This window comes from Pseudomonas cichorii, from assembly GCF_018343775.1.
GTDB classification, from domain to species: Bacteria; Pseudomonadota; Gammaproteobacteria; order Pseudomonadales; family Pseudomonadaceae; genus Aquipseudomonas; species Aquipseudomonas cichorii.
In genome coordinates this window covers 4,193,020-4,212,976 of sequence record NZ_CP074349.1, presented here as the reverse complement: position 1 = coordinate 4,212,976, position 19,957 = coordinate 4,193,020, and the positions used below count along the sequence as shown (strand labels likewise).

Annotated in this window: 28 protein-coding genes; all 28 read left to right on the top strand. The window is 59.0% G+C overall.

Translation table 11 applies throughout. The annotated features are described in order from the left end of the window. Positions 1 to 2: 2 nt before the first annotated feature. Entirely contained in the window at positions 3 to 911 is a 909-nt protein-coding gene (locus KGD89_RS17670) for a helix-turn-helix domain-containing protein (protein WP_025261098.1), read from the top strand. Beyond that, positions 898 to 1,701: a hypothetical protein gene (locus KGD89_RS17665; RefSeq protein WP_236250072.1), complete on the top strand. Its 804-nt coding sequence runs from the start codon at positions 898 to 900 to the stop codon at positions 1,699 to 1,701. The genes KGD89_RS17670 and KGD89_RS17665 overlap by 14 nt, the downstream gene beginning before the upstream one ends. Positions 1,702 to 1,761: 60 nt before the next feature. Continuing rightward, positions 1,762 to 3,102: a tyrosine-type recombinase/integrase gene (locus tag KGD89_RS17660; protein WP_025261096.1), complete on the top strand. Its 1,341-nt coding sequence runs from the start codon at positions 1,762 to 1,764 to the stop codon at positions 3,100 to 3,102. Further along, on the top strand, positions 3,095 to 3,379 hold the full coding sequence (locus KGD89_RS17655; protein WP_025261095.1) for a hypothetical protein: 285 nt from the start codon (positions 3,095 to 3,097) through the stop codon (positions 3,377 to 3,379). The genes KGD89_RS17660 and KGD89_RS17655 overlap by 8 nt, the downstream gene beginning before the upstream one ends. Further along, a complete protein-coding gene (locus KGD89_RS17650; protein ID WP_025261094.1) occupies positions 3,376 to 3,762 on the top strand; it encodes an antiterminator Q family protein in 387 nt (128 codons plus the stop codon). The genes KGD89_RS17655 and KGD89_RS17650 overlap by 4 nt, the downstream gene beginning before the upstream one ends. Before the next feature lie 157 nt (positions 3,763 to 3,919). Then, entirely contained in the window at positions 3,920 to 4,471 is a 552-nt protein-coding gene (locus KGD89_RS17645; protein ID WP_025261093.1) for a hypothetical protein, read from the top strand. A gap of 428 nt (positions 4,472 to 4,899) precedes the next feature. Further along, the gene (locus KGD89_RS17640) at positions 4,900 to 5,319 is read left to right on the top strand and encodes a hypothetical protein (RefSeq protein WP_025261092.1); all 420 of its coding nucleotides are present in this window, start codon (positions 4,900 to 4,902) and stop codon (positions 5,317 to 5,319) included. A gap of 65 nt (positions 5,320 to 5,384) precedes the next feature. After that, complete coding sequence (locus KGD89_RS17635; RefSeq protein WP_025261091.1) at positions 5,385 to 5,699, top strand: phage holin, lambda family; 315 nt, start codon at positions 5,385 to 5,387, stop codon at positions 5,697 to 5,699. A 32-nt stretch (positions 5,700 to 5,731) separates the two neighbouring features. Continuing rightward, positions 5,732 to 6,118 (top strand): hypothetical protein, encoded by a 387-nt coding sequence (locus KGD89_RS17630; RefSeq protein WP_025261090.1) that lies wholly within the window; start codon positions 5,732 to 5,734, stop codon positions 6,116 to 6,118. Then, a complete protein-coding gene (locus KGD89_RS17625; protein ID WP_038399960.1) occupies positions 6,078 to 6,266 on the top strand; it encodes a hypothetical protein in 189 nt (62 codons plus the stop codon). The genes KGD89_RS17630 and KGD89_RS17625 overlap by 41 nt, the downstream gene beginning before the upstream one ends. 2 nt (positions 6,267 to 6,268) lie before the next feature. After that, positions 6,269 to 6,607, top strand: a complete 339-nt coding sequence (locus KGD89_RS17620; protein ID WP_025261089.1) for an HNH endonuclease — start codon at positions 6,269 to 6,271, stop codon at positions 6,605 to 6,607. Between the two features lie 157 nt (positions 6,608 to 6,764). Then, entirely contained in the window at positions 6,765 to 7,259 is a 495-nt protein-coding gene (locus KGD89_RS17615; protein ID WP_025261088.1) for a terminase small subunit, read from the top strand. Then, positions 7,256 to 8,944 carry a terminase large subunit gene (locus KGD89_RS17610; RefSeq protein WP_038399958.1) on the top strand — a complete coding sequence of 563 codons (1,689 nt, stop codon included), beginning with the start codon at positions 7,256 to 7,258 and terminating at the stop codon, positions 8,942 to 8,944. Before KGD89_RS17615 ends, KGD89_RS17610 begins: the two co-directional genes overlap by 4 nt. 2 nt (positions 8,945 to 8,946) lie before the next feature. After that, the gene (locus KGD89_RS17605; RefSeq protein WP_025261086.1) at positions 8,947 to 10,161 is read left to right on the top strand and encodes a phage portal protein; all 1,215 of its coding nucleotides are present in this window, start codon (positions 8,947 to 8,949) and stop codon (positions 10,159 to 10,161) included. Continuing rightward, on the top strand, positions 10,148 to 10,789 hold the full coding sequence (locus KGD89_RS17600; RefSeq protein ID WP_025261085.1) for an HK97 family phage prohead protease: 642 nt from the start codon (positions 10,148 to 10,150) through the stop codon (positions 10,787 to 10,789). Before KGD89_RS17605 ends, KGD89_RS17600 begins: the two co-directional genes overlap by 14 nt. Next, the gene (locus KGD89_RS17595; protein WP_025261084.1) at positions 10,786 to 11,988 is read left to right on the top strand and encodes a phage major capsid protein; all 1,203 of its coding nucleotides are present in this window, start codon (positions 10,786 to 10,788) and stop codon (positions 11,986 to 11,988) included. Before KGD89_RS17600 ends, KGD89_RS17595 begins: the two co-directional genes overlap by 4 nt. Before the next feature lie 53 nt (positions 11,989 to 12,041). Beyond that, positions 12,042 to 12,383 (top strand): hypothetical protein, encoded by a 342-nt coding sequence (locus KGD89_RS17590; protein WP_025261083.1) that lies wholly within the window; start codon positions 12,042 to 12,044, stop codon positions 12,381 to 12,383. After that, the gene (locus tag KGD89_RS17585) at positions 12,384 to 12,680 is read left to right on the top strand and encodes a head-tail connector protein (protein ID WP_025261082.1); all 297 of its coding nucleotides are present in this window, start codon (positions 12,384 to 12,386) and stop codon (positions 12,678 to 12,680) included. Beyond that, positions 12,680 to 13,006: a phage head closure protein gene (locus tag KGD89_RS17580; RefSeq protein ID WP_025261081.1), complete on the top strand. Its 327-nt coding sequence runs from the start codon at positions 12,680 to 12,682 to the stop codon at positions 13,004 to 13,006. The genes KGD89_RS17585 and KGD89_RS17580 overlap by 1 nt, the downstream gene beginning before the upstream one ends. Positions 13,007 to 13,014: 8 nt before the next feature. Further along, on the top strand, positions 13,015 to 13,194 hold the full coding sequence (locus tag KGD89_RS17575) for a hypothetical protein (RefSeq protein ID WP_025261080.1): 180 nt from the start codon (positions 13,015 to 13,017) through the stop codon (positions 13,192 to 13,194). Positions 13,195 to 13,197: 3 nt separating this feature from the next. Beyond that, entirely contained in the window at positions 13,198 to 13,776 is a 579-nt protein-coding gene (locus tag KGD89_RS17570; RefSeq protein WP_025261079.1) for an HK97-gp10 family putative phage morphogenesis protein, read from the top strand. Beyond that, positions 13,769 to 14,155 carry a DUF3168 domain-containing protein gene (locus KGD89_RS17565; RefSeq protein ID WP_025261078.1) on the top strand — a complete coding sequence of 129 codons (387 nt, stop codon included), beginning with the start codon at positions 13,769 to 13,771 and terminating at the stop codon, positions 14,153 to 14,155. Before KGD89_RS17570 ends, KGD89_RS17565 begins: the two co-directional genes overlap by 8 nt. 46 nt (positions 14,156 to 14,201) lie before the next feature. Further along, entirely contained in the window at positions 14,202 to 14,699 is a 498-nt protein-coding gene (locus tag KGD89_RS17560) for a hypothetical protein (RefSeq protein ID WP_025261077.1), read from the top strand. A gap of 11 nt (positions 14,700 to 14,710) precedes the next feature. After that, positions 14,711 to 15,046 (top strand): hypothetical protein, encoded by a 336-nt coding sequence (locus KGD89_RS17555; protein WP_025261076.1) that lies wholly within the window; start codon positions 14,711 to 14,713, stop codon positions 15,044 to 15,046. A gap of 104 nt (positions 15,047 to 15,150) precedes the next feature. Further along, complete coding sequence (locus KGD89_RS26165; protein WP_256327102.1) at positions 15,151 to 15,282, top strand: hypothetical protein; 132 nt, start codon at positions 15,151 to 15,153, stop codon at positions 15,280 to 15,282. Positions 15,283 to 15,300: 18 nt separating this feature from the next. Further along, the gene (locus KGD89_RS17545) at positions 15,301 to 18,873 is read left to right on the top strand and encodes a phage tail tape measure protein (protein WP_025261074.1); all 3,573 of its coding nucleotides are present in this window, start codon (positions 15,301 to 15,303) and stop codon (positions 18,871 to 18,873) included. Further along, entirely contained in the window at positions 18,873 to 19,211 is a 339-nt protein-coding gene (locus KGD89_RS17540; protein ID WP_025261073.1) for a phage tail protein, read from the top strand. The genes KGD89_RS17545 and KGD89_RS17540 overlap by 1 nt, the downstream gene beginning before the upstream one ends. After that, positions 19,208 to 19,957: a phage minor tail protein L gene (locus KGD89_RS17535; protein ID WP_025261072.1), complete on the top strand. Its 750-nt coding sequence runs from the start codon at positions 19,208 to 19,210 to the stop codon at positions 19,955 to 19,957. The genes KGD89_RS17540 and KGD89_RS17535 overlap by 4 nt, the downstream gene beginning before the upstream one ends.

The following is a 19,957-nucleotide window of genomic DNA, read 5'->3' as shown; positions in this document are numbered from 1 at the left end:
CTGTGAGCATGAATTTGATGGTCAAGGCCCTGGAAACCAAGGTTGGCAATCCATTGCGCAAGCTGGTGCTGATCAAGCTGGCCGACAACGCCAATGATATGGGGGAGTGCTGGCCGTCTTATCAGCACATCGCTGACCAGTGTGAAATCAGTAAGCGCTCCGTAATGAGTCACATCGCATCTCTTTGTGCTTCAGGCCTGCTTCGCAAAGAAATCCGTAAGGGCGGACCAAAAGGAAACTCGTCCAACGTCTATTACTTGACCCTGGATGGTGGTGCACCTCCTGCACCAGGGGTAGTGAAGGATATTCACCAGGGTAGTGCAGCAGATTCACCCCCTAGTGCAGGAGATTCACTAGGGGGTAGTGCAGGAGCTGCACCCAGAACCAGTCACTCTTCTGAATCAGTCAATGAACCAGTCATTGAACCTATTGCGACCCAGGCTTGCGCCACGGTCGCGGCGGGGCAGGTGGTGCAATTCGCTTCTCAGCAACCGCGCTGTGAAATCCCATCGGATATGCCCGGCCCCAAGGATCGGTCCTGCAAAACCTTCAAGGCCTGGGCGAACTACGCAATGGCCTACCGCAAGCGGTACCAAGCGTGGCCGGTCTGGAACGCGAAGGTTGGCGGACAGCTTGGCCAACTGATCGACCGCTTGGGGATCGACGTAGCCCATCACGTCGCTGCGTACTTCGTGGGAATCAACGACTCGGGCCTGATCCGTGGCTGCCATGGCATTGGCGACCTGCTGGCCAAGGCTGAGGCTTATCACACGCAATGGGCTACCAACCGCCAGATGACCACAACAACCGCCCAGCAGATGGAGCGCAAGCAGGCAAACCTGAGCGCAGGACAGGAAGCGGCTGACCGCATCCGGCAACGGGCAGGGGGGCAGGCTAATGAATTCCTCTGACCGTATGGGCCCTGAGCAGGTCGCCCGACTGGCCTTGGCAATCTGCGCGACTGCCGAATCACTGGGCCACACCCTGAGTGCTGACGCCGCTGAGCTGATGGCTGATGACCTGTCTGGCTTCCCGGCCAATGTCGTGGCTACTGCCCTGAAATCCTGTCGCCTGGAGTTGACAGGCAAGCTGACAACCGGAGCAATCATGCAGCGCGTCCACGCCGCAGATGGCCGTCCGGGCAAGGATGAGGCGTGGTCAATCGCGCTGGCCGCTGGCGATGAGAGCGACACCGTGGTGATGACCGCCGAGATCCGTCAGGCCATGACCGCCGCGCAGCCGATTCTGGCTGGCCGGGACAAGGTGGGTGCGCGCATGGCGTTCCTGAGTGCCTACGAGCGCTTAGTTGCCCAGGCCCGCGCCGAAGCCCGCCCTGTGAGTTGGAGCGTGTCCCTTGGGTTCGATGCTGGTCGCCGGATAGCCGCTATTGAATCAGCCGTCCGCTCGAAGTTGATCACCCAAGAAGCGGGCCAGCAGTACCTGGCTGACCTTCGCATAGCGCCAATCTGCCAAGACGGCCAAGCCATTGCTGGGCTTCTGACCGGCACTGTCGTGCAGCCCACCGAAGCCAACCGTGTCCGCTGGCAGAAGCTCAGGTCAGACCTGCAGAAAAGCCGTCGTGATGCACAAGCCAAACGCTTGCGCGAGCTTCGTGCAGAGCGCCGCCATCTCAGTGGGCTGAAGCTTGCGCATAGCGTCAAAGTAAAAGAATTGACCGATGGGAGCGGGTCCGATGACTGATGTGAAGGCAAAGCAAATTCGGGCTGCACATCGCCAGTATGGGAAGGGGGGGCCAGCAGCATGAGCGACCTGGTGAAGACCCTGACCGTCATCATGAGCGATGCCGAGATCCGCCGGCACGCCGAGCGCCTGCATGTGCGGGCACTGCGCGATGCACGCCATCCAGAGCTGCATTTCCGCTACTCCACGGCAGATCGGCGCAAAGGGGCGTGGCATGTCGTTGTCCGTGGCAAGTGGGGCAAGGCCGGCAATTACCCTGGCATCAATGCCAAGCTGATGCAGGCCACGCTGCCTGCCATCCTCGCGCGCCGATCTGCCGACCCGGATGCCCCTTCAACGACAACGGCCTGGAAAAGCGTAGGGGACGTGTTGACCTGGTACACCGAGCGCATGAGCCGGGATCGTGGGTTGTCCGAGAAACGCAAGGCCAGTGCGCAATCGGCCCTGCGCTGCCACTTGGTGCCCCGACTGCAAGCGGTGGCGCTGACCCAGCTCAATCGTGAAACTCTGGATCGGTTGCTGATGTGGCCCCTGCAGGAGCAATACGCGCTGTCATTCGTGCGGTCGGTCTATGGCGTGCTCGCCGTCGCCTTCCGCCAGGCCTCCCGGCTGGCGCTGTTGAGCGTCAACCCTATGGCCAGCCTCAAGTACACCGACTTTGTGCAGACCCGGATCAGGCCCAAGTCAGCGCGGTTGCGCGGCGATGACCTTCCAGGCTTGCTGGTGGACTTGGACGAGCGCTTCGACCGCGCTCCGCTGGAATGCATGCTGGCCCTGATGATGCTCTGCCACGGGACACGGCTGGGCGAGACACGGCTGGCCCGCTGGAAAAACATCAACCTGGGCACACGACAGTGGTTCATTCCTGCGCCGGATACCAAGACCAAGGCCGAGCACATCCTGCCTATCACTGGGCAGGTGCAAGCGTTGATCGAGCGGTACCGGACTTTGCAGCGGGCGACCGGCTACACCGGGCCATACGTTTTCCCTGGCCGCGCCGGGGTTGCCGTGAGCGCCACACAGGCCAGCACCTTGTTCCGTTCGCTGGGGCGTGGTGAGTGGTCGAGCCATGATCTGCGCAAGGTGGCCCGCACGGCCTGGGCTGATCTGGGCGTCGATTACATGGTGGGCGAGATGCTGTTGAACCACGCCATGAAGGACTTGGACGCGACCTACATCCACACCACTGCCGAAGGCCTCAAACGTCAGGCCTTGCAGCGCTGGCATGAGCACCTTGACCTGCACGGATTCCAGAATCTGCACGGTGGGACATATGCGAGACAGGAAATCGGCGCTGATGCCGTGCAGCCCTCTGAAATCAAAGCTTCCAGCCATTTTTCGCATCCATCCCAAGGGAGGATGCCAAACCAGAATTCCCAGCCAGGAGAATCCCATGAGTAACGTCACGGCGGCACTGCCGCGCAAAAGTCTGACTGCGATTGAGTGCAAATTCCTCAAGATCGGTAACCGGCAATTGCTTGAGGTCAACAACGGCCGCATGGCTTCAGCCGCCTTGATGGATATCGTCGCCGACTGGCACGAATCCCGAGCGAATGTAGGTTTTGAAGCGTTCGCCAAGGCATGGATAACCGAGGGCAACGCCAAGAGCACCATAGCCACCAAACTGCTGAAAGAGCTCTTCGGCATGAATAAACCAGGCCCGAGGAAAGCGGCATGAAAAAGCGAACGTACACAGACAAGCCGTTGGGTGATACCGAATACCTGTTGGAGCAATGGGGCTCCTGGCGGATGTCTGGCATGGGTGTGCCGCGCTACGTCTCACCACTTTCGGCGCTGATAAACCAGTGCTGCCCTGAGTCGAGCGCCATGACTTATGTGATTACCGATGAGAGGGCAATGCTGGTGGATGCAGTTATCGCGAGGCTGATCAAGCGCAATCAGCAGATGGGGGATTTCGTCTGGTGGTACTTCGGGGCTAAGTGGACGATGGTCCGGATTGGTGAGGCTCACAAAATGTCGGAGCGATCTGCCCGAGAGGTGATTCGCCAGGGAGTGTCATGGGTTGATGGTGCTTTGGGAGATATTTGCGCGGCAGCGTAAAAAGTTCTTTCAGGCCGGATAAACACCTGTTTTCATGGCACGGTGTTCAACGCATTCAGCGCGACACCCAGACAGAAACCCCAGCCATCGCGCTGGGGTTTTGCATTTTGGTTTGTGACAAATCATTCTTTAGGCTCAATGGATCGAGTGCCTATAGATGAATCACGGAATTGCTGATGAAGTTCAGACGCTGTTTGAAGCTCTAACATGGATGCTTGAAGGGGGCGAACTGGAGGGGGTAACAAAAGGTCTCCCCCTTTGTGGCTCTCTTACGGCCGAGCAGACCGAAGAAATCCGGTTGAGGCTTCAGGAAAAACTTTCTGCCGTTGCTAGAGGGACGGTGCCGGTGGTTGTGCTGGCGCGCGCACAGGATGAAGACCAAGCTGGATATTTCCACGTACATTTCCTCAAGCGGTACGAAGCCGAAGAAACCCCGTTGGGATGGTATGTGGATGTAGAGGGCGAGTCATGCTGGTATTTTAAGGCCGCCGACGAACGCTGTGCCCACGATCTGGCGCAGTTCTTCAACCAGCCAGAGCAGCGGCGAAAACTCGATGCGCTTCGATTTCACGTTGGTGTGGAGAAGAGTTCTTTGTCGCTCTTGCTCCTAGGGCTTCGCGATGCACAAATTGGCGTTCTAAAATTCGGATACAAGAGTGCGGGACAACTGGAACTCGTTGAGTCCGATATGGATGATTTGAGCTCCTAGCACAATCCCTGACGAAGAGCTCAGCCACCGAGCTGGGCTTTTTGTTTCTGGAAGGTGGCTCCCTGTGGTGGGCAATCCGGTTTGAACCTGGAGCCACTGGTAGCGGCTGTAATCACTCTGTGGCGACCGCCCTCGTGATTGGTTAATAATTCAAGCCCGTACCGATCAACCTCTGCAAAGGCGGCGCGGGATCAAACCCAGCCAAGTGCTGGGTTTTTTGTTTTATGCAGATGACGTGCGCAGGCAGATGCGCTAAGTCGGTAGTGGCGTTGATCAAAGCCGTGCGCTCCCTGATCGACTACGCGATGAGAGGCTGGGGTATGTGACCCAGCGATCCAGCCCAGTAAGCCGGGGTAAGCACCGGCCCTCTGCACCCTTATTTCGAGCCCTGGCATTTGCTGGGGCTTTTTCGTATCTGGAGTTCAACAATGCAGAGCAGCGTCTACGTGCCGGGCGTCTCCGGATATAAGGTTAAATTCGGCAAAGATTTTGTTGAATTCCACTGTGGCCCACAGGGGCCTGTACGCATCGGGGATTTGGATAAAGCGCTGTCTCCCAAGACCGAGCCTCAGACTCCTGCCCCATCACTATTCATCGTCGTTGGCGGTGTAACTTTGATCCGCGACGCTGAGGTTGAGTGCGACATGGGCTCCAAATCGGAGCTTGTGCAGGGTTGGTCGGTCAAAACTGCTTTGCTCAATGGGCGCCACATCGTCTGCGGCATAGGCCCTCAGGGCCACGCAAGTGCAGATCAGGTTGCAACTGATGCCGAGTCGGTAGCTGATGTGGTTCGCAAGATTCTCCGTGAAGAGCTTCGCCCTGGCGGCCTGCTGTATCGCCGCGCCTAAATGCTCCTTTGGCCGACTCCGATCGGTCCCTTTTATTCAACAATCCTCGTAAGCCGGGTGCTCATATGCCTGATAAACCAGACACCTGGGCCCGTTTCTACCTGGCTCTCTCTGATCCGTTATGGCAGGGCGTAATCATGGCCGCAGTCATCTCGTTCTTGCGCGTGCTGTACGACGCCAGGGAAACCAAGCCTTGGCGGATCATCCTTGAGTCTCTGATCTGTGGCTGCTTGAGCCTGGTGGCCTCGACCATCATTGAGTGGTTGGAATGGCCTGCAAGTCTTTCCGTGGCCGCTGGTGGTGCTATCGGCTTTCTGGGTGTAGCGGCTATCCGCGAGCTGATGCTCCGGATCATCAATCGCAAGGCAGATTCGGTATGAGCATTGAGTCAGTAGCAAAAGCGGGCACGGTCATGCGGATCATTGCTGTTGCTGTGATCATCACGATCGTCATGGCCTTGTTGATAGCTGTCCAGCAGGTGCGGGTCGTCACTCTGCAAGGCAGTCTCGCGGTCGAGACTGAGAACACGCAGAAGGCCATGGCGGCCAACGCTGAAAGCCAGGCCACGATCACAACACTGCGAGCCGAGGCCAAGCGCAATGCTGACTATCAAGCAGATCTGAGCAGGCGGCTCAAGGCCAGCGAACAGAAAGCCCTCAAGGCAAGGAAAGACTTTGAAGACCTCAAGCGTAAGAGTCCGGCTGTTCGTAAGTGGGCTGATCAGCCTTTGCCTGACGGCCTGCGCGGCAAGCCCGCCAGTGCCAGTAAAGACAACAGCGGTAAGGCTGGAGCCCCCTGAGCTTGTGCCCTGTGAGCGCATCAGCGAAAGCGATGAAGACGTTGTTGTGAACGGTGATCTTTGGGCGCTCAAGGATCGAGCGGTCAACCTGCTCGACACGTGCGCTGACCAAGTGGACGCTCAGATAAAGCGCAGTCAGTCGAGGTAACGATGCCCAGGCTAAAGACGCTCGGTTCCAGGATCAAAGAGTCATCCACCTCAAGGGTGAATGTCGTTACGCCCGGCAGTTGGCGAAGCGGCATGACCAGCTCGCAGCGTGGGTATGGCTACAAGTGGCAAAAGGCGCGTGAGCGCTACCTTCTCGATCATCCGGTCTGCGTGTATTGCGAGCGACAAGGGCTGACCGTTGCTGCCAGCGTGGTTGACCACAAGATCCCGCATCGAGGTGATCAGGATCTGTTCTGGAGTCAGGACAACTGGCAGTCGCTGTGCAAACCCTGCCATGACTCGGTGAAGCAGGCAGAGGAAGCAGCAGGCCTTGCTGGCTGACGTCGGGAAACCGGCGTTGAGTCCGGGCCGAGGCCGACAGGCACGCCGGTGACGTGCTGCAAAGGGTGGGGGGAGGCTAAAATATAGTAATTCTCATCTAGCTAGACCGCCTTCGATCCCACGTACAGATTTTTTTCCCCCACAGGATTTTTGTTAAATGGCTTTAACACCTCGAAAGCGCGCGTTCATCGACGCCGTGAGGAGAGGTGCGTCCAATCGAGATGCGGCTATTGAGGCTGGATGCCCAGAGAAAACGGCCTCGGCAGCCGGTTCTCGTCTGGCAAAAGACCCTGATGTCATTGCCGAGCTGCATAAGCTGGAAGCCCTGGGCAGCACTGTTAAAAGTGTTAAAGGTGTTAAAGCCGAGTCACGGCCTGAAGCGCCTTCCGCTGGTGCCGGTGATGTGGAGTCGCCAGGCTTCGACTTGGCTCAGGCGCTCGGGCATCGCGACCCAAAAGATTTCCTTTTGGCCGTCATGAACGACCTGGGCACTGAGCCAAAGTTACGTGTCGACGCCGCTAAGGCCCTGATGCCCTTCGTGCACCCTCGCAAAGGGGAGAGCGGGAAGAAGGAACAGGCCAAGGATAAGGCTGCCGAGGCGGCGTCTGGTAAGTTCGGTGCCCGCCGGGGCCCTCTGCGATCGGTGAAATGATGGAGTGGTCAACCGCATGCCCCGACTGGGAGCAGCGCATCGTCGCGCGTCAAAGCCTTATCCCCTTCGAGCCGCTGTTCCCGACTGAGGCCGAGGAGGCGCTGGAAGTGTTCGGGGCGCTCCGGATGGTCGATGCCACTGGCAGCCCGCTGATGTCCGAGACGGTACGCGACTGGGTCAACCAATTCGTGGCAGCCATATTCGGCGCGTATGACCCAGACGAGGGGCGGCGACTGGTCAGCGAGTTTATGCTGCTGATCAGCAAGAAGAACGGGAAGTCGACGATCGCCGCCGGGATAATGCTCACAGCGCTGATCCTCAACTGGCGTCCGTCGGGCGAGTTCATCATCTTGGCTCCGACCAAGGAGATCGCTGACAACTCGTACATCCCGATCCGCGACATGGTACGGGCCGATGACGAGCTTTCGGCCCTGCTCAAGGTGCAGGATCACATCCGCACCGTCACCCATCACCAAACCAATGCCACCTTGAAGGTGGTGGCCGCTGACAGTGAAACGGTGTCGGGCAAGAAGGCCATTGGGGTCTTCGTAGATGAGCTATGGGTGTTCGGCAAGCGAGCCAACGCCGAGGCGATGCTGAGGGAGGCGACTGGCGGCCTGGCGTCACGCCCCGAGGGATTCATCATCTGGGCTACCACCCAGTCTGATGCGCCACCAGCCGGTGTGTTCCGCCAGAAGCTGATGTACGCCCGCAAGGTGCGAAGCGGCGAGATTGTCGATCGATCTTTCCTGCCTGTGCTTTACGAGTTTCCCAAGGCAATGCTTGATGCCGGTGCTCACCGCGACTTCTCCAACGCCTACATCACCAACCCCAATCTAGGGTTGTCGGTGGATGAGCTGTTCATCGAGCGGGGTTATGCCCAGGCCCAGATCGATGGTGAAGAGTCGTTCCGCGGTTTCCTGGCCAAGCATCTGAACGTCGAGATCGGTCTTGCTTTGCTGTCGGATCGCTGGGCTGGTGCCGACTACTGGGAGCGCCAGGCTTCTGCGGATTGCCTGACGCTGGAGGATCTGCTCGAGCGTTGCGAGGTGATCGACATCGGCATTGACGGCGGCGGCCTCGATGACTTACTCGGCTTTGCTGCAGTGGGGCGCGAGCGCGATAGCCGCCGGTGGCTTACCTGGACGCATGCTTGGGCTCACCCTTCGGTGCTGGAGCGGCGCAAGGCTGAGGCCCCGCGCATCCGTGACTTCGCCAAGGATGGTCACCTGACCTTGGTCGAGCGCATCGGCGACGACGTGGACCAAATCGCCGAGTTGGTCGCCCAAGTAGAGGAGGCTGGTCTGCTCGACCAGGTGGGGCTCGACCCTGTGGGTATCGGCGCGATTCTCGACGCCCTGGAGGCCAGAGGCATCCCAAGAGAAAAGATCGGCGGAGTGAAGCAGGGCTATACCCTCGGCGGCGCGATCAAGACTGCCGAGCGCAAGCTGGCCGAAGGCGGGCTGTGGCATGGCGGCCAGCCAATGATGGCCTGGTGCTGCGGCAACGCCAGGGTCGAGCCGCGCGGCAACGCAATCCTCATTACCAAGCAGGCCAGCGGTTCGGCAAAGATCGACCCGCTGATGGCCCTGTTCAACGCTGTGACGCTCATTGCCCTGAACCCAGAGGCGCAGGGCGGCATGGGTGACTACCTGGAAAACGGGTTCTTCGGATTAGTAGGCTGACCATGGCATTCAAATGGTACAACCCCATGTCATGGGGATTCCTTGGCTACACAGATCCGGCTACGGGCGACTATGTGGAGGTGGATCTTGAGGTCGGCGGCAAGCGGACCAAGGCGGGGGTGCGGGTCACGGTCAAGACGGCCCTTTCCATCAGCATGGTTTGGTCCTGCGTCAAGATCCTCTCGGAGTCTCTGAGTGGTCTGCCGCTGAAGCTGTACGAGGACAAACAAGGCGGCCGGCAGATGATCAATGGCAGCGACCGGATGCTTAAGCTGCTGCGCAAGCCAAACCCCTACATGACGATGCTGAACTTCCTCAAGTTCGTGGTCGTGAACATGGCCCTTCGGGGTAATGCTTTCGCACTGATCGAGCGGAACGGCCAGGGGGACGTGATCGGCCTTGTCCCGCTTGACGGCAGGACGGTGAAGATCGACACCGACGATGAGCTGATCTACATGGTCACGCCCAACGAGGGCGACCCCTTTCCGGTATCGCCAGAGAACATGCTGCACTTCAAGCTCTTCAGCTTGGATGGGGTTGTCGGGCTATCACCCCTTGATCATCAGGCTGAAACCATGGGGCTCGCCAAGGCTGGGCAGCAATGGTCGGCGCGGTTCATGCGTAAAGGCGGTTTCACCGGCGGTTACGTCATCTACGAGCAGTTCCTCACAAAGGCCCAGCAGGCTCAGGTGATGGAGAAGTTCCCCGACGTTCGCAAGGCCGATGCAGATGACATCGGCAAGATGGCCATTCTCCAGGGAAACCCCAAGATCGTCCCGGCAGGCATCACTCAGAAGGATGCCCAGTTCATCGAGTCGCAGCAGTTTCAAGAAGAGGCGATGGCGGGCATCTACGGCGTGCCGCTCTGGCTGGCCAACCGCGCGGGCAAGACATCGATCATGGGTTCCAACCTGGAGCAGCAACTGATCGGGTTCATCACCTTCGGTCTCAAACCCTACATCGACACCATCGAAGACGAGCTCAACAGCAAGCTGTTTGGCAGTACCGGGCGCTTCGTGGAATTCGTTGTCGAGGGCTTGCTGCGTGCCGATAGCGCCGGGCGAGCGACCTACCTTGGTGCCGCCCTCGGTGGTTCAGGTGGTTCTGGCTGGATGACCATCAACGAAGTCCGCTCAAAAGAAAACCTGCCTCCTCTGGAAGGCGACGAATACAACAGGGTTACCCGGTGGGAGATGGAAAAAAATGTCCAAGCTTGAAGTGCCTTTTGAACTGAAGGCGGTGGACGAGGCTGGCAACTTCGAGGGTTACGCGGCGGTTTTCAACAACGTTGACTTGGGCGACGACGTCATCCTGCCTGGTGCGTTCACCCGCGTAAAAACCACTCGCGGTGGCAAGCTGAAGCTGGCCCTTTATCACGACCTGACCCGACTGGTAGGCGCAGCCGATTACACGTCGGATGATCACGGGCTGTTGCTCAAGGGCAAAGTCAACCTTGCGGTCAGCTATGCCCGAGATGCATACGAACTCATGAAGTCCGAAATTCTGGACAGCATGTCGATCGGATTCAACACCATCAAGGCGGATTTTGAAGAGCGCGCCGGACGTCGAGTTCGGATTATCAAGGAGGCCGAACTGTGGGAGGCCTCTTTCGTCCCGTTCGGCATGAACCCTGAGGCGCAAGTCCTTACCGTCAAATCTGACATTCGTCTTTTCGAGAACGCCTTGCGCGAGCGCATCGGGCTTTCTCAGAAGGAAGCGGCAGCAGTCGCTTCGCTCGGCTACTCCGCACTACGCCGTGATGGCGGCAGTGAGGCCACGGTGATCGTGGATGAGCTGAAAGAAATTTCTAACCTGTTCACCCACCATTTTGGAGCATCGCAATGAGCGAAGTGAAAGAAGTAAAAGACGCCCTGGAGCAGCAACTGAAGGACGGTTTCGATGGCCTGCAGAAGAAGTACGACGCAGCCATGGATGAAGTCGAAAAGGGCAACAAGGTAACCGGTGATCTGAAGAAGCAGATCGAGGATCAGAAGGGCGAGCTGCAAAAGGTCATCGACCAGGTCGTGGATCTGGAGCAGAAGGGCGTCAAGTTGCGTGGCCAGCCAGGCGAGGGCAAGAGCTTCATCGACATGATCAAGGGCGATGACAGCTACAAGGCCCTGAATCAGAAGAACGCTTCGCTGGCTCATATGGAAGTGACCAAGTCCGACCTGGCCAGCATGAAGGAAATGAAGGTCACCAGCGCTGGCGTTGTGGCCCCTGTCTATGACCCTGTCATTCAGCCAGGCATTCGTCAGGAGCTGCGCATCCGTGATCTGCTGAACGTGATCCCCGTGTCTGCTCAGGAGTACACCTACTTCCGTGAGCTGCTGCACACCAAGGGGGCTGCGCCGGTGGCCGAGGGCGGCCTGAAGCCGACCAGTAACGTCACCTTCGAGCGTGTCACTGATCGCGTGAAGAAGCTCGCCGTCTGGATGCCGGTGACCGACGAAGCGCTGGACGATGTGCCCCAGATGTTCGCCTACCTTCAGCAACTGCTGCGTTACGACCTGAAGCTGGAAGAGGAGGCACAGATCCTCAAAGGCGACGGCACCGGCGAGAACCTGAATGGCCTGATGACCCAGGCAACCGTTTACGACACCAACTTGAGCAAGGCCGGTGACACCGCCATCGATCTGGTGCGTCGCGCCATCTACCAGGTGCGCAAACAGTCGAAGATGTCCGCTGATGGCACGGTCATGACCGAACTCGACTGGATGAACATCGAGCTGCAGAAGGATGGCGAGAACCGCTACCTGTTCGCAAACCTGCAGGGCCTGGTTACGCCGATCCTCTGGGGTCGCCCTGTGATCACCTCGGACAGCATGGACGAGGGTGATGCGGATACGGGTGGTGAGTTCCTGGTTGCAAACTTCGCTCGCTCCACCACTCTGTTTGACCGCCTCACTTTCCTGTTCAAGATGGGCCTGATCAACGACCAGTTCATTCGCAACGAGCGAGCGCTGCTTGTTGAAGAGCGCCTGGGTCTTGGCGTGCGCCGTAAAGAGGCGCTGGTGAAGGGTCGATTCCCGTCTGCAGCGTAAGCAACCCCACTGAAGGCCGGCATATTGTCGGCCTCTTCATTTCTGGAGGCATCATGAAAATCAAGATCCTGTGGGGCTTTGTTGGCAACTCCAAGCTGCTGGGCTCTGAATCGGACAAGGTCAAGGCTGGCGCAATCTTTGATGATGTGGACGATGAGTATGCCCACACGCTGATCGGCAAGGGCTTGGCAGTCGAAGTCGGCGCAAATGGAAAGCCGCGTATGCCGCTTGCCAAGGAGAGCAAGCCAGCGGCTCCGAAGGAAGATAAGGCCGCCGCCGAAAAGGCTGCTGCCGAGAAAGAGGCTGCGGATAAGGCTCTGGCCGAAAAGGACGCTGCGGAAAAGGAAGCGGCTGAAAAGGCTGAGGCCGATAAGGCCGCTGCAGGGGTCAAGTAAATGATCGATCTGGCCACCGTGAAGGTGCACCTGCGTGTCGATGGCGATGAGGAAGACGCTTTGATCGCGGGCTACATCGAGGCGGCCATGGCGCACGTCGAGCAGCATTGCGACCGGAAGCTGGTCGAGACAGATCCTGTCGAGCCCGAGCAGATGGGATTGACCGGTGACGTCAAGCAAGCCGTCCTGCTGCTGGTTGGGCACTGGTATGCAAACCGCGAGGCGGTCGCCGTCGGGGGACTCACTGCCGTGCCTCTCGCTGTTGACCGCCTGCTCTGGTACAGGAAGCGCTTCTGATGAGAGCAGGATCTATGCGACACCGCTGCATCCTGGCCAAGCCGGAGCGCGTGCAGAACAAGTCGGGCGGATTCGATGAGGTCTGGTCGCCGGTCGGCGAGGTCTGGGCGGATATCACACTGCCGACAGGTCGGGTAGCGCCGGTGGCCGAGCAACTGAAGGCCACGGTCACTGCCGAGATCCGCATCCGCCCGCGTGCAGACATCGCTGCAGGTTGGCGGGTGACCGAAAAAAGGACCGGCACCACCTACCGGGTGGAGGCCACGCTACTCAACAACGAACGGGACATGCTGCGGCTGTTGTGCTCCAGCGTTCCAAACCCATGAGGTGAATCATGAAAATTCGTGCACTTGGCCCATTGTCCGGCGCGTCCGGTGATCGCGAGAAGGGTGAAGTCTTCACCGTCGCCAAGGACTACGGCGAAGGCCTCATCAGTCGTGGCTATGCCGAGGAAGTGGTCGAGGCTGTGGCTGCCCCCTCGAAGCCTGGAAAAGCCGATCTGGCCAAGGAGTAGGTCATGGCTGCTCGTCGATCTCGTATGTCCGGTGACTTCAAGTTGCGTCGAACCCTGCGCAACATCCACAAGACGATGGATAACGAGCTTGCGGTGGTGATGAAGGAAAGCGCCGAGCGGATATTGTCCACCATGCAACAACTGATTCCCAAGGATACGGGCGCTGCACGAAACGCCTTGAAGATCTTTGTGACGAAGAGCGGCCTTAATGCCGAGATCGGTATTCGTGGCAAGCGTGACACGAAGCGCTTCTTCTACCTGCGCTTTCTTGAGTACGGCACAAAGGGCTACAGCGGATCGATTTATCGCCGCGATGACCGGGATGCTGTCGGTGGTCAGCACACAAACAACCGGGACAAGTCGAAGCTGTCAGGTCGTCGCAATTCGTTGCGGGCCCGCGACACGAAGAACAAGTCGGACGGCACAAACTTTTTCGGCAAGTACCCTGATATTCCTGCTCGTCCTGCTCACCCATGGCTGCGCCCGGCGAAAGATGTAAATCGGGAATTTGTCTTGGCCAACATTCGCGCCGCTGTTGCCAGAACCCTGGATAAAGCCAGCGCAGGAGCAACAGATGCCTGACCCCTCCGTTGCGTTGCAAGAGGCGTTATTTGAACGGCTCGGGGCCGAGGTTTCATGCCCTGTTTACGATGGCGCGCCGATGAATGCGGACATGCCATATGTCTCGATTGACCGGGAAATCTCAACCAACATTTCGCCGATTGCTGGCAGGAAGCGCGAGCAGCGCCTGATCTACTTGTCGGTCTGGTCTGACGCCCATGGCCAGGCCGAGGTCAAGCGAGTCATCGGAGAGATTGTTGCCGCTCTGGATGAGCGCCCCTTGCCGCTGACGGTGGGGCGCGCAGTTTCAGTCCGAATCGAGCAGTTCGATGCCCAGCGCGACGCTGACGGGGTTACCTACCAAGGCTCTGTCACCGTTCGCATCATTACCACTCACTAACTTCTGCCGCCTGGCAGCTTTATCCAATGCCTTTGGAGGATTACCCATGGCTGATGACAACCTGAATACCGCAGCCGGCTGCCGATTCTCGCTCGGCACAAAGATGGTCGCTGCGACCGAAGCCGAATACGCGGCAGACACCTATATACAGGTCGGCGAGATCGAAGACCTGGGCGAGTTTGGCGATACCTTCAGCTCGGTGACCTTCACTTCGCTCAGTGATGGCCGAGTGCGCAAATACAAGGGCACTGCTGATGCGGGTGACATGACGCTGACTGTCGGCCTGGACAATGGCGACGCCGGTCAAAAGGCCGTCAAGACGGCGCACAAAGACCGCTCCAAGGGTAACTACAACATCAAGGTTACCCTCAACGATGGCGACCCCACGGCCCAGCCGGCAGTGCTGCCTACCACCTTCTACTTCAACGGCAAAATCATGAACAACACGGTTGCGCCAGGCGCTGCTGACAACGTCGTGCGCCGCAACATCACCATCGGCATCAACTCCGACATTCTCGAAATCGAAGCTGGCCCTGCGGCCTGACTGGGTGACACATGAGCAAGACGCTGCATGGAAATATCGATATTGAAATTGATGGTGTCATCTATCACCTGCGCCCAACCCTGGCGGCTGTTCGTGCTATCGAGGCCCGCTTCGGTGGGTTGCGCGGCGCTGCCAGTGCGTTGCATGCGGTAAGCGTCGATGGCGCGGCATTCATCATCGCGGCGGGTGCCAACCTGACCGAAAAGCAGACCGATGGCCTGCCCGAGGCGGTCTGGCAGAAGGGCGTGACGGAGCTTACTCCATTGCTCAACGAATACCTGGCCGCCCTGTACAACCCACGCGGGGGTGAACCGGGAAAGGAAATGGCGACGGAGTCAGCGCCGTAGAGGCGGGGAGCTACGTTGACCGGCTTTATGCGGTGGCCACCGGCTGGCTTGGTTGGTCACCCGATGTCGCGTGGCATACCCCGCTCCCCGAACTGTTCCTAGCCATGGACGCAAAAATCGAGTGGGCGCGCATTACCAATCCTTTCAGCCAGCCCGTACAAACCCAGGCCAAACCCAAGCCTGCGACAGTCGCGCAGAAGCTGCGCATGGCGCTGACTGGGCGCGGTGAAAAATAATCAGTTGGAGGGCCCGCCGTGGCTGATACAGACGTACAGGGCATGCTTGTCAGGATCGAGGCCACGACAGCGCAGCTTCGTCAGGAGCTGGCTCGTTCGGAAAGTGCGGTGGCGAATACGGCCCAGAACATCGACCGCAGTCTTGGGGTTGTGGATAGTGCGTTCGACCGCCTCAACGTCAATGCCCGGGAAGCTGGGCATGAAGTCACGTCTGTATTCTCTGCCATCGGCGCTGCCAATCTGGCTGCGGTCGGTTCTGTTGCAGGCCTGGTCGCGCTGACAACAAGCACCATCGATTACGCAAAAGAGGTGAAGAACCTTTCGGCGCTATCGAACACCACGGTTGAAGACTTTCAGCGCTGGGCGTACGGAGCCAAGAGTGTCGGTGTCGAGCAGGACAAGCTCGGCGACATCCTGAAAGATACAAACGACCGGGTCGGTGAATTCCTGCAGCGTGGAGGCGGGGAGATGGCCGATTTCTTTAAGGAGATCGCCCCCCGGATCGGCGTCACTGCGAGCGCATTTGCGAACTTGTCAGGCCCGCAGGCCCTGCAGCTCTACTACAGCTCGCTTGAAAAGGCCGGGCTCAACCAACAGCAAATGACGACTTACATGGAGTCGGTTGCTGATGAGGCCACTGCCCTGATACCCCTGCTGCGTGATAACGGCAAAGGCTTCAAGGAGCTGGGCGACCAGGCAGAGCGTGCGGGCGGAGTCATTTCCGAATTCAATATCGTGCGTCTCGTTGAAGCCGGGAAAGCTATTTCGGCGATGAAGGACACGTTCGCTGGTGCTGCAAACCAACTGACGATCGGCCTCCTGCCTGGAATCGAAAGTGTCACCAAGAGCTTTCAGGAGTTGCGTGATAACGGCGGCGCACAGCGCCTTGGCGAAACCATCGGCTTTCTCGTCGAGAACATCGATGTGCTTGTCGCGGCGCTGGGCGGAAAGATGGCTGCCGCTTTCGCCAAGTTCGCGATTGATGCGGTTACGTCGGCGGGCGCGGCGACCAAGGCGATGGTCACCAACATCGCGACAACGAAAGCGTCAGCAATTGCAAAGGCCGAGGAAACGGCGGCATCGGCTGCAGCGGCATCGGCAAAGCTGCGCGAGTCTGTCGCCGCTTACTCTGCCGCCCAGGCCGTGCAACTGGAGACTGCGACCCGCGTGGCAAGCCTGCAGGCCGCTCAGCAGACCCTGGCATATCAGGCCCGGCTGGCGGTTGGTACTGCCGAAGAGGCTCGCTACACCGCTGCGCTGGCCGCCATTGAGCGTGATTTGGCTGTTGCCAAGGCTGCCGCTGCCGCCGCCACTCAGCGGCTGACTGTTGCAACTACGGCGTCCACGGCGGCCATGGCTCGCGATACTGCCGCCACAACGGCAAACGCAGCGGCGCAGGCCCAGGCCGCTGCCGCCAAGAACGTGCTTGCCCGTGCGGGTGCGTCGCTGCTCTCGATCCTTGGCGGTCCGGCAGGCATCGCGGCGCTGGCGGTCGGCGTGGGTGTGGCTTTCCTGGCTATGGGCTCAAACGCCCAAACTGCACGCACGGACGTGAACGACCTAAAGCGCTCCGTGGAGGAAGTGCGCAAAGAGTTCGCCCAGCTCACCCGTGACCAGCAGCAGGGCGCGCTGGTGCGCGTTACCGAGCAGCAGCGCGATTCGGCGCAAAAGGCGACTGAAGCCTACGATGCGTTGCGCACATCGGCGCAGCGGGCTCTCGTTGGACCCCGATCAAGCGAGGCGGGAGCAAAGCAGTTTGCAGCTCTGACGAGCGCTATGGATCAGGCTCGGGCTGCTGGCCAGCCTCTGTCTGACACGATCCTGAAGGTGGGCCAGCAGCTCGGAATCCCGCAAAAAGCGCTCGATGGATGGGTCAAGCAATCCGAAACCGTCAGCAGCCTTGATGTCGAGACAGGGCTGCTATCTGCCCGGCAGGCGCTGTACAGCAAGCAACTGGATGACAGCACCAAAAGCACCAAGGGTAAGACCGATGCTGATATAGCAGCGGATAACGCTGGCAAGAACTTTCAGCAGACCCTCGAAAAGCAACTGCACACGCTGAAGGACAAGACAAAGCTCGAGGAAGCTGATCGCTTCATCACTGAAAACAAGATCGATCCGCAGAGCGCCTTGGCGAAGCAGATTCGGGAAACGGCCAAGGCGTATGACGCGCAGAAGGATGCCGACAAGGCTGCGACTGATGCCGCCCAGAAAAACAAATCGGCTCAGAGCAAGCTTGAGCAGCAGCTCAAGACCGCAGGTGATGCTTACACCAAGCTCAAGGAGAAATTCGATCCTGTCAGCGCGGCAGCGGATGAGCAGCAGCTCAAGACCGCAGGTGATGCTTACACCAAGCTCAAGGAGAAATTCGATCCTGTCAGCGCGGCAGCGGATGAGCAGAAGCAAAAGACCGATGAGCTGAACCTGCTCTACAAGTCCGGCAAGATTTCCACTGAAGAGTACGGCAAGGGACTCCAGTGGTTGAAGTTGCAGTACGAGCAGACGGTCGCGTCCTCCTCGGGGCTGGCAGAAGCCATGAAGTACGAGGCCGATCTGCAGCGGCAACTGGCGGTTTCCAGCGCTTCCTATGACCAGATGGCCGCAGCGGTGGGCATGGGAGACAAGCAGGCTGACCGCGCCCAGGCACGCTTGGCATTGGAGCAGGATACCAACAACAAGATCCTGGCCCTGCGCACCCAGTTGGCGACAGCCACAACGGAAAGGCAGCGCCAGGCGCTTGAGACGCAGATCCAGCTCACTCAGCAGTACGGCGTCCGTCAGCTCGATGCCATGCAGCAGGGGTACGAAAAGCTTGATGAGGCTCAAGCCGACTGGAAGAACGGCGCAAAGTCTGCGTTCCAGGATTATCTCGATTCGGCAAAGGACGTCGCCGGCCAGACAAAAACCTTTTTCACCGGCGCTTTCAGCTCGATGGAAGACTCTGTCGTGAGCTTCGCAGAAACAGGCAAGTTCTCGTTCGCCGATTTCACAAAGTCGATCATTGCTGACATGGGGCGCATTGCTGCTCGCAAGGCATCCTCGGCGCTGCTGGAGATGCTGTTCAATGCCGGCATGAGCTACTTCAGCTCCGGTTCCGGGAACGGGCTGGCGTCAGGATCGGCGGGCGCTACATCGTCGAACCTCGGCGCGTCGTCGGCAGGCTACTCATCCACATACTTTCCTCAGGCGCTGGGCGGTGCCTGGTCGAATGGCGTGCAGATGTTCGCCAATGGTGGAGCCTTTGAGACCAACAGCATATTGACCATGCCAACGCCATTCAGCTTTGGCACCGGAGATATGGGGATTGCGGGCGAGGCTGGGCCGGAGGCAATCATGCCGCTTGCTCGTGGCGCGGATGGTTCTCTGGGTGTGCAGGTGGTAGGCGGAACCCCAGGTGGCAGCACGGTTGTACAGCTCAGCGCGCCCATGCATATCACCGTTCAGGACCGCAGTTCCGAAGGGATGGAACTCGACAGCGCGGCCCTGCAGCAGAACATGCAGCGGCAAATGCTCGGCGTTGCAGAAAAGGCTATTGCCGATTCGTGGCGTGCCGGTGGCACAAGTTATCGAAACAGTACCGGGAGGCGCTGATGGCCTTAGAAACATTCGCGTGGATTCCCGACGACGAGGCCAGTTGCGACAGCACGATGCGGACACGGAAGTCCCAGTTCGGCGATGGGTATGTCCAGGTTACGAGCGATGGTTTGAATGCGGAGAGTGAGTCATGGTCGTTGTCGTTTGGTGGCCTGGCGAGTGAGATCTTGCCGATCCTTGAATTCATTCGAGCCCATCGCGGTGCCAGGTCATTCCTGTGGACCACGCCGGACGGCGTTCTCGGGCTTTATCGCTGTGAGACGTACCGGCAGCAGCGCAAGCCTGCCGATATCGTTTCGCTCACTGCAACATTTGAAAGGGCGTACCACCCATGAGCTTGATCACACAGCTTCAGAAGCTCGAGCCTGGAGCCGAGATCCTGCTGTTTGAGCTGGATGGCTCGGACTTCGGTGCGGATGTGCTGCGCTTCCACGGGCACGCCATACCGCACACTCCCGAAGAACTGGCTGCGGCGGGCGCGAATGCCGACCAGTTACCCGCAAGGTCGATCTGGTGGCAGGGCAATGAGTATGGTGCCTGGCCGATGGAGATCAAGGGGATTGAAGCCAATTCGGATGGTACTGCGGTTCGCCCGAAACTGGCCGTGGGTAACGTCAATGGTCGAATTACAGCCTTGTGCCTGGCCTTCGATAATTTGCTCGAGTTCAAGCTGACGATGCGTCACACCCTCGCTCAGTACCTGGATGCCGCCAACTTTCCCGGTGGCAATCCTGAAGCTGATCCGGCAGAGGAAGAGGTCGAGGTTTGGTACATCGACCAGAAGACTCAAGAGAATGGGGTCTCGGTAACGTGGGAGCTGGCCAGCCCCGGCGATGTCGGCGGCGAGGTCATTGGTCGGCAGATGACTCAGCTCTGCCACTGGGCCATGACCAATGGCTACCGGGGGCCGAACTGCGGTTATACCGGGCCATACTTCGATTTCGATGGAAACCCCACGGATGACCCGGAAAAAGACGAGTGCAATGGCTGTCTCGATTCTGGCTGCGTTGTGCGCCACGGCCAGGGTAACGAAAACCCCTTCGGCGGTTTTCCTGCAATATCCCTGATTGCCCGGAGCTAA

Coding starts and splice junctions, on each gene's coding strand:
- KGD89_RS17665 (WP_236250072.1), top strand. CDS start 898: ATGAATTCCTCTGACCGTATGGGCCCTGAGCAGGTCGCCCGACTGGCC.
- KGD89_RS17660 (WP_025261096.1), top strand. CDS start 1,762: ATGAGCGACCTGGTGAAGACCCTGACCGTCATCATGAGCGATGCCGAG.
- KGD89_RS17655 (WP_025261095.1), top strand. CDS start 3,095: ATGAGTAACGTCACGGCGGCACTGCCGCGCAAAAGTCTGACTGCGATT.
- KGD89_RS17650 (WP_025261094.1), top strand. CDS start 3,376: ATGAAAAAGCGAACGTACACAGACAAGCCGTTGGGTGATACCGAATAC.
- KGD89_RS17645 (WP_025261093.1), top strand. CDS start 3,920: ATGAATCACGGAATTGCTGATGAAGTTCAGACGCTGTTTGAAGCTCTA.
- KGD89_RS17640 (WP_025261092.1), top strand. CDS start 4,900: ATGCAGAGCAGCGTCTACGTGCCGGGCGTCTCCGGATATAAGGTTAAA.
- KGD89_RS17635 (WP_025261091.1), top strand. CDS start 5,385: ATGCCTGATAAACCAGACACCTGGGCCCGTTTCTACCTGGCTCTCTCT.
- KGD89_RS17630 (WP_025261090.1), top strand. CDS start 5,732: ATGCGGATCATTGCTGTTGCTGTGATCATCACGATCGTCATGGCCTTG.
- KGD89_RS17620 (WP_025261089.1), top strand. CDS start 6,269: ATGCCCAGGCTAAAGACGCTCGGTTCCAGGATCAAAGAGTCATCCACC.
- KGD89_RS17615 (WP_025261088.1), top strand. CDS start 6,765: ATGGCTTTAACACCTCGAAAGCGCGCGTTCATCGACGCCGTGAGGAGA.
- KGD89_RS17610 (WP_038399958.1), top strand. CDS start 7,256: ATGATGGAGTGGTCAACCGCATGCCCCGACTGGGAGCAGCGCATCGTC.
- KGD89_RS17605 (WP_025261086.1), top strand. CDS start 8,947: ATGGCATTCAAATGGTACAACCCCATGTCATGGGGATTCCTTGGCTAC.
- KGD89_RS17600 (WP_025261085.1), top strand. CDS start 10,148: ATGTCCAAGCTTGAAGTGCCTTTTGAACTGAAGGCGGTGGACGAGGCT.
- KGD89_RS17595 (WP_025261084.1), top strand. CDS start 10,786: ATGAGCGAAGTGAAAGAAGTAAAAGACGCCCTGGAGCAGCAACTGAAG.
- KGD89_RS17590 (WP_025261083.1), top strand. CDS start 12,042: ATGAAAATCAAGATCCTGTGGGGCTTTGTTGGCAACTCCAAGCTGCTG.
- KGD89_RS17585 (WP_025261082.1), top strand. CDS start 12,384: ATGATCGATCTGGCCACCGTGAAGGTGCACCTGCGTGTCGATGGCGAT.
- KGD89_RS17580 (WP_025261081.1), top strand. CDS start 12,680: ATGAGAGCAGGATCTATGCGACACCGCTGCATCCTGGCCAAGCCGGAG.
- KGD89_RS17575 (WP_025261080.1), top strand. CDS start 13,015: ATGAAAATTCGTGCACTTGGCCCATTGTCCGGCGCGTCCGGTGATCGC.
- KGD89_RS17570 (WP_025261079.1), top strand. CDS start 13,198: ATGGCTGCTCGTCGATCTCGTATGTCCGGTGACTTCAAGTTGCGTCGA.
- KGD89_RS17565 (WP_025261078.1), top strand. CDS start 13,769: ATGCCTGACCCCTCCGTTGCGTTGCAAGAGGCGTTATTTGAACGGCTC.
- KGD89_RS17560 (WP_025261077.1), top strand. CDS start 14,202: ATGGCTGATGACAACCTGAATACCGCAGCCGGCTGCCGATTCTCGCTC.
- KGD89_RS17555 (WP_025261076.1), top strand. CDS start 14,711: ATGAGCAAGACGCTGCATGGAAATATCGATATTGAAATTGATGGTGTC.
- KGD89_RS26165 (WP_256327102.1), top strand. CDS start 15,151: ATGGACGCAAAAATCGAGTGGGCGCGCATTACCAATCCTTTCAGCCAG.
- KGD89_RS17540 (WP_025261073.1), top strand. CDS start 18,873: ATGGCCTTAGAAACATTCGCGTGGATTCCCGACGACGAGGCCAGTTGC.
- KGD89_RS17535 (WP_025261072.1), top strand. CDS start 19,208: ATGAGCTTGATCACACAGCTTCAGAAGCTCGAGCCTGGAGCCGAGATC.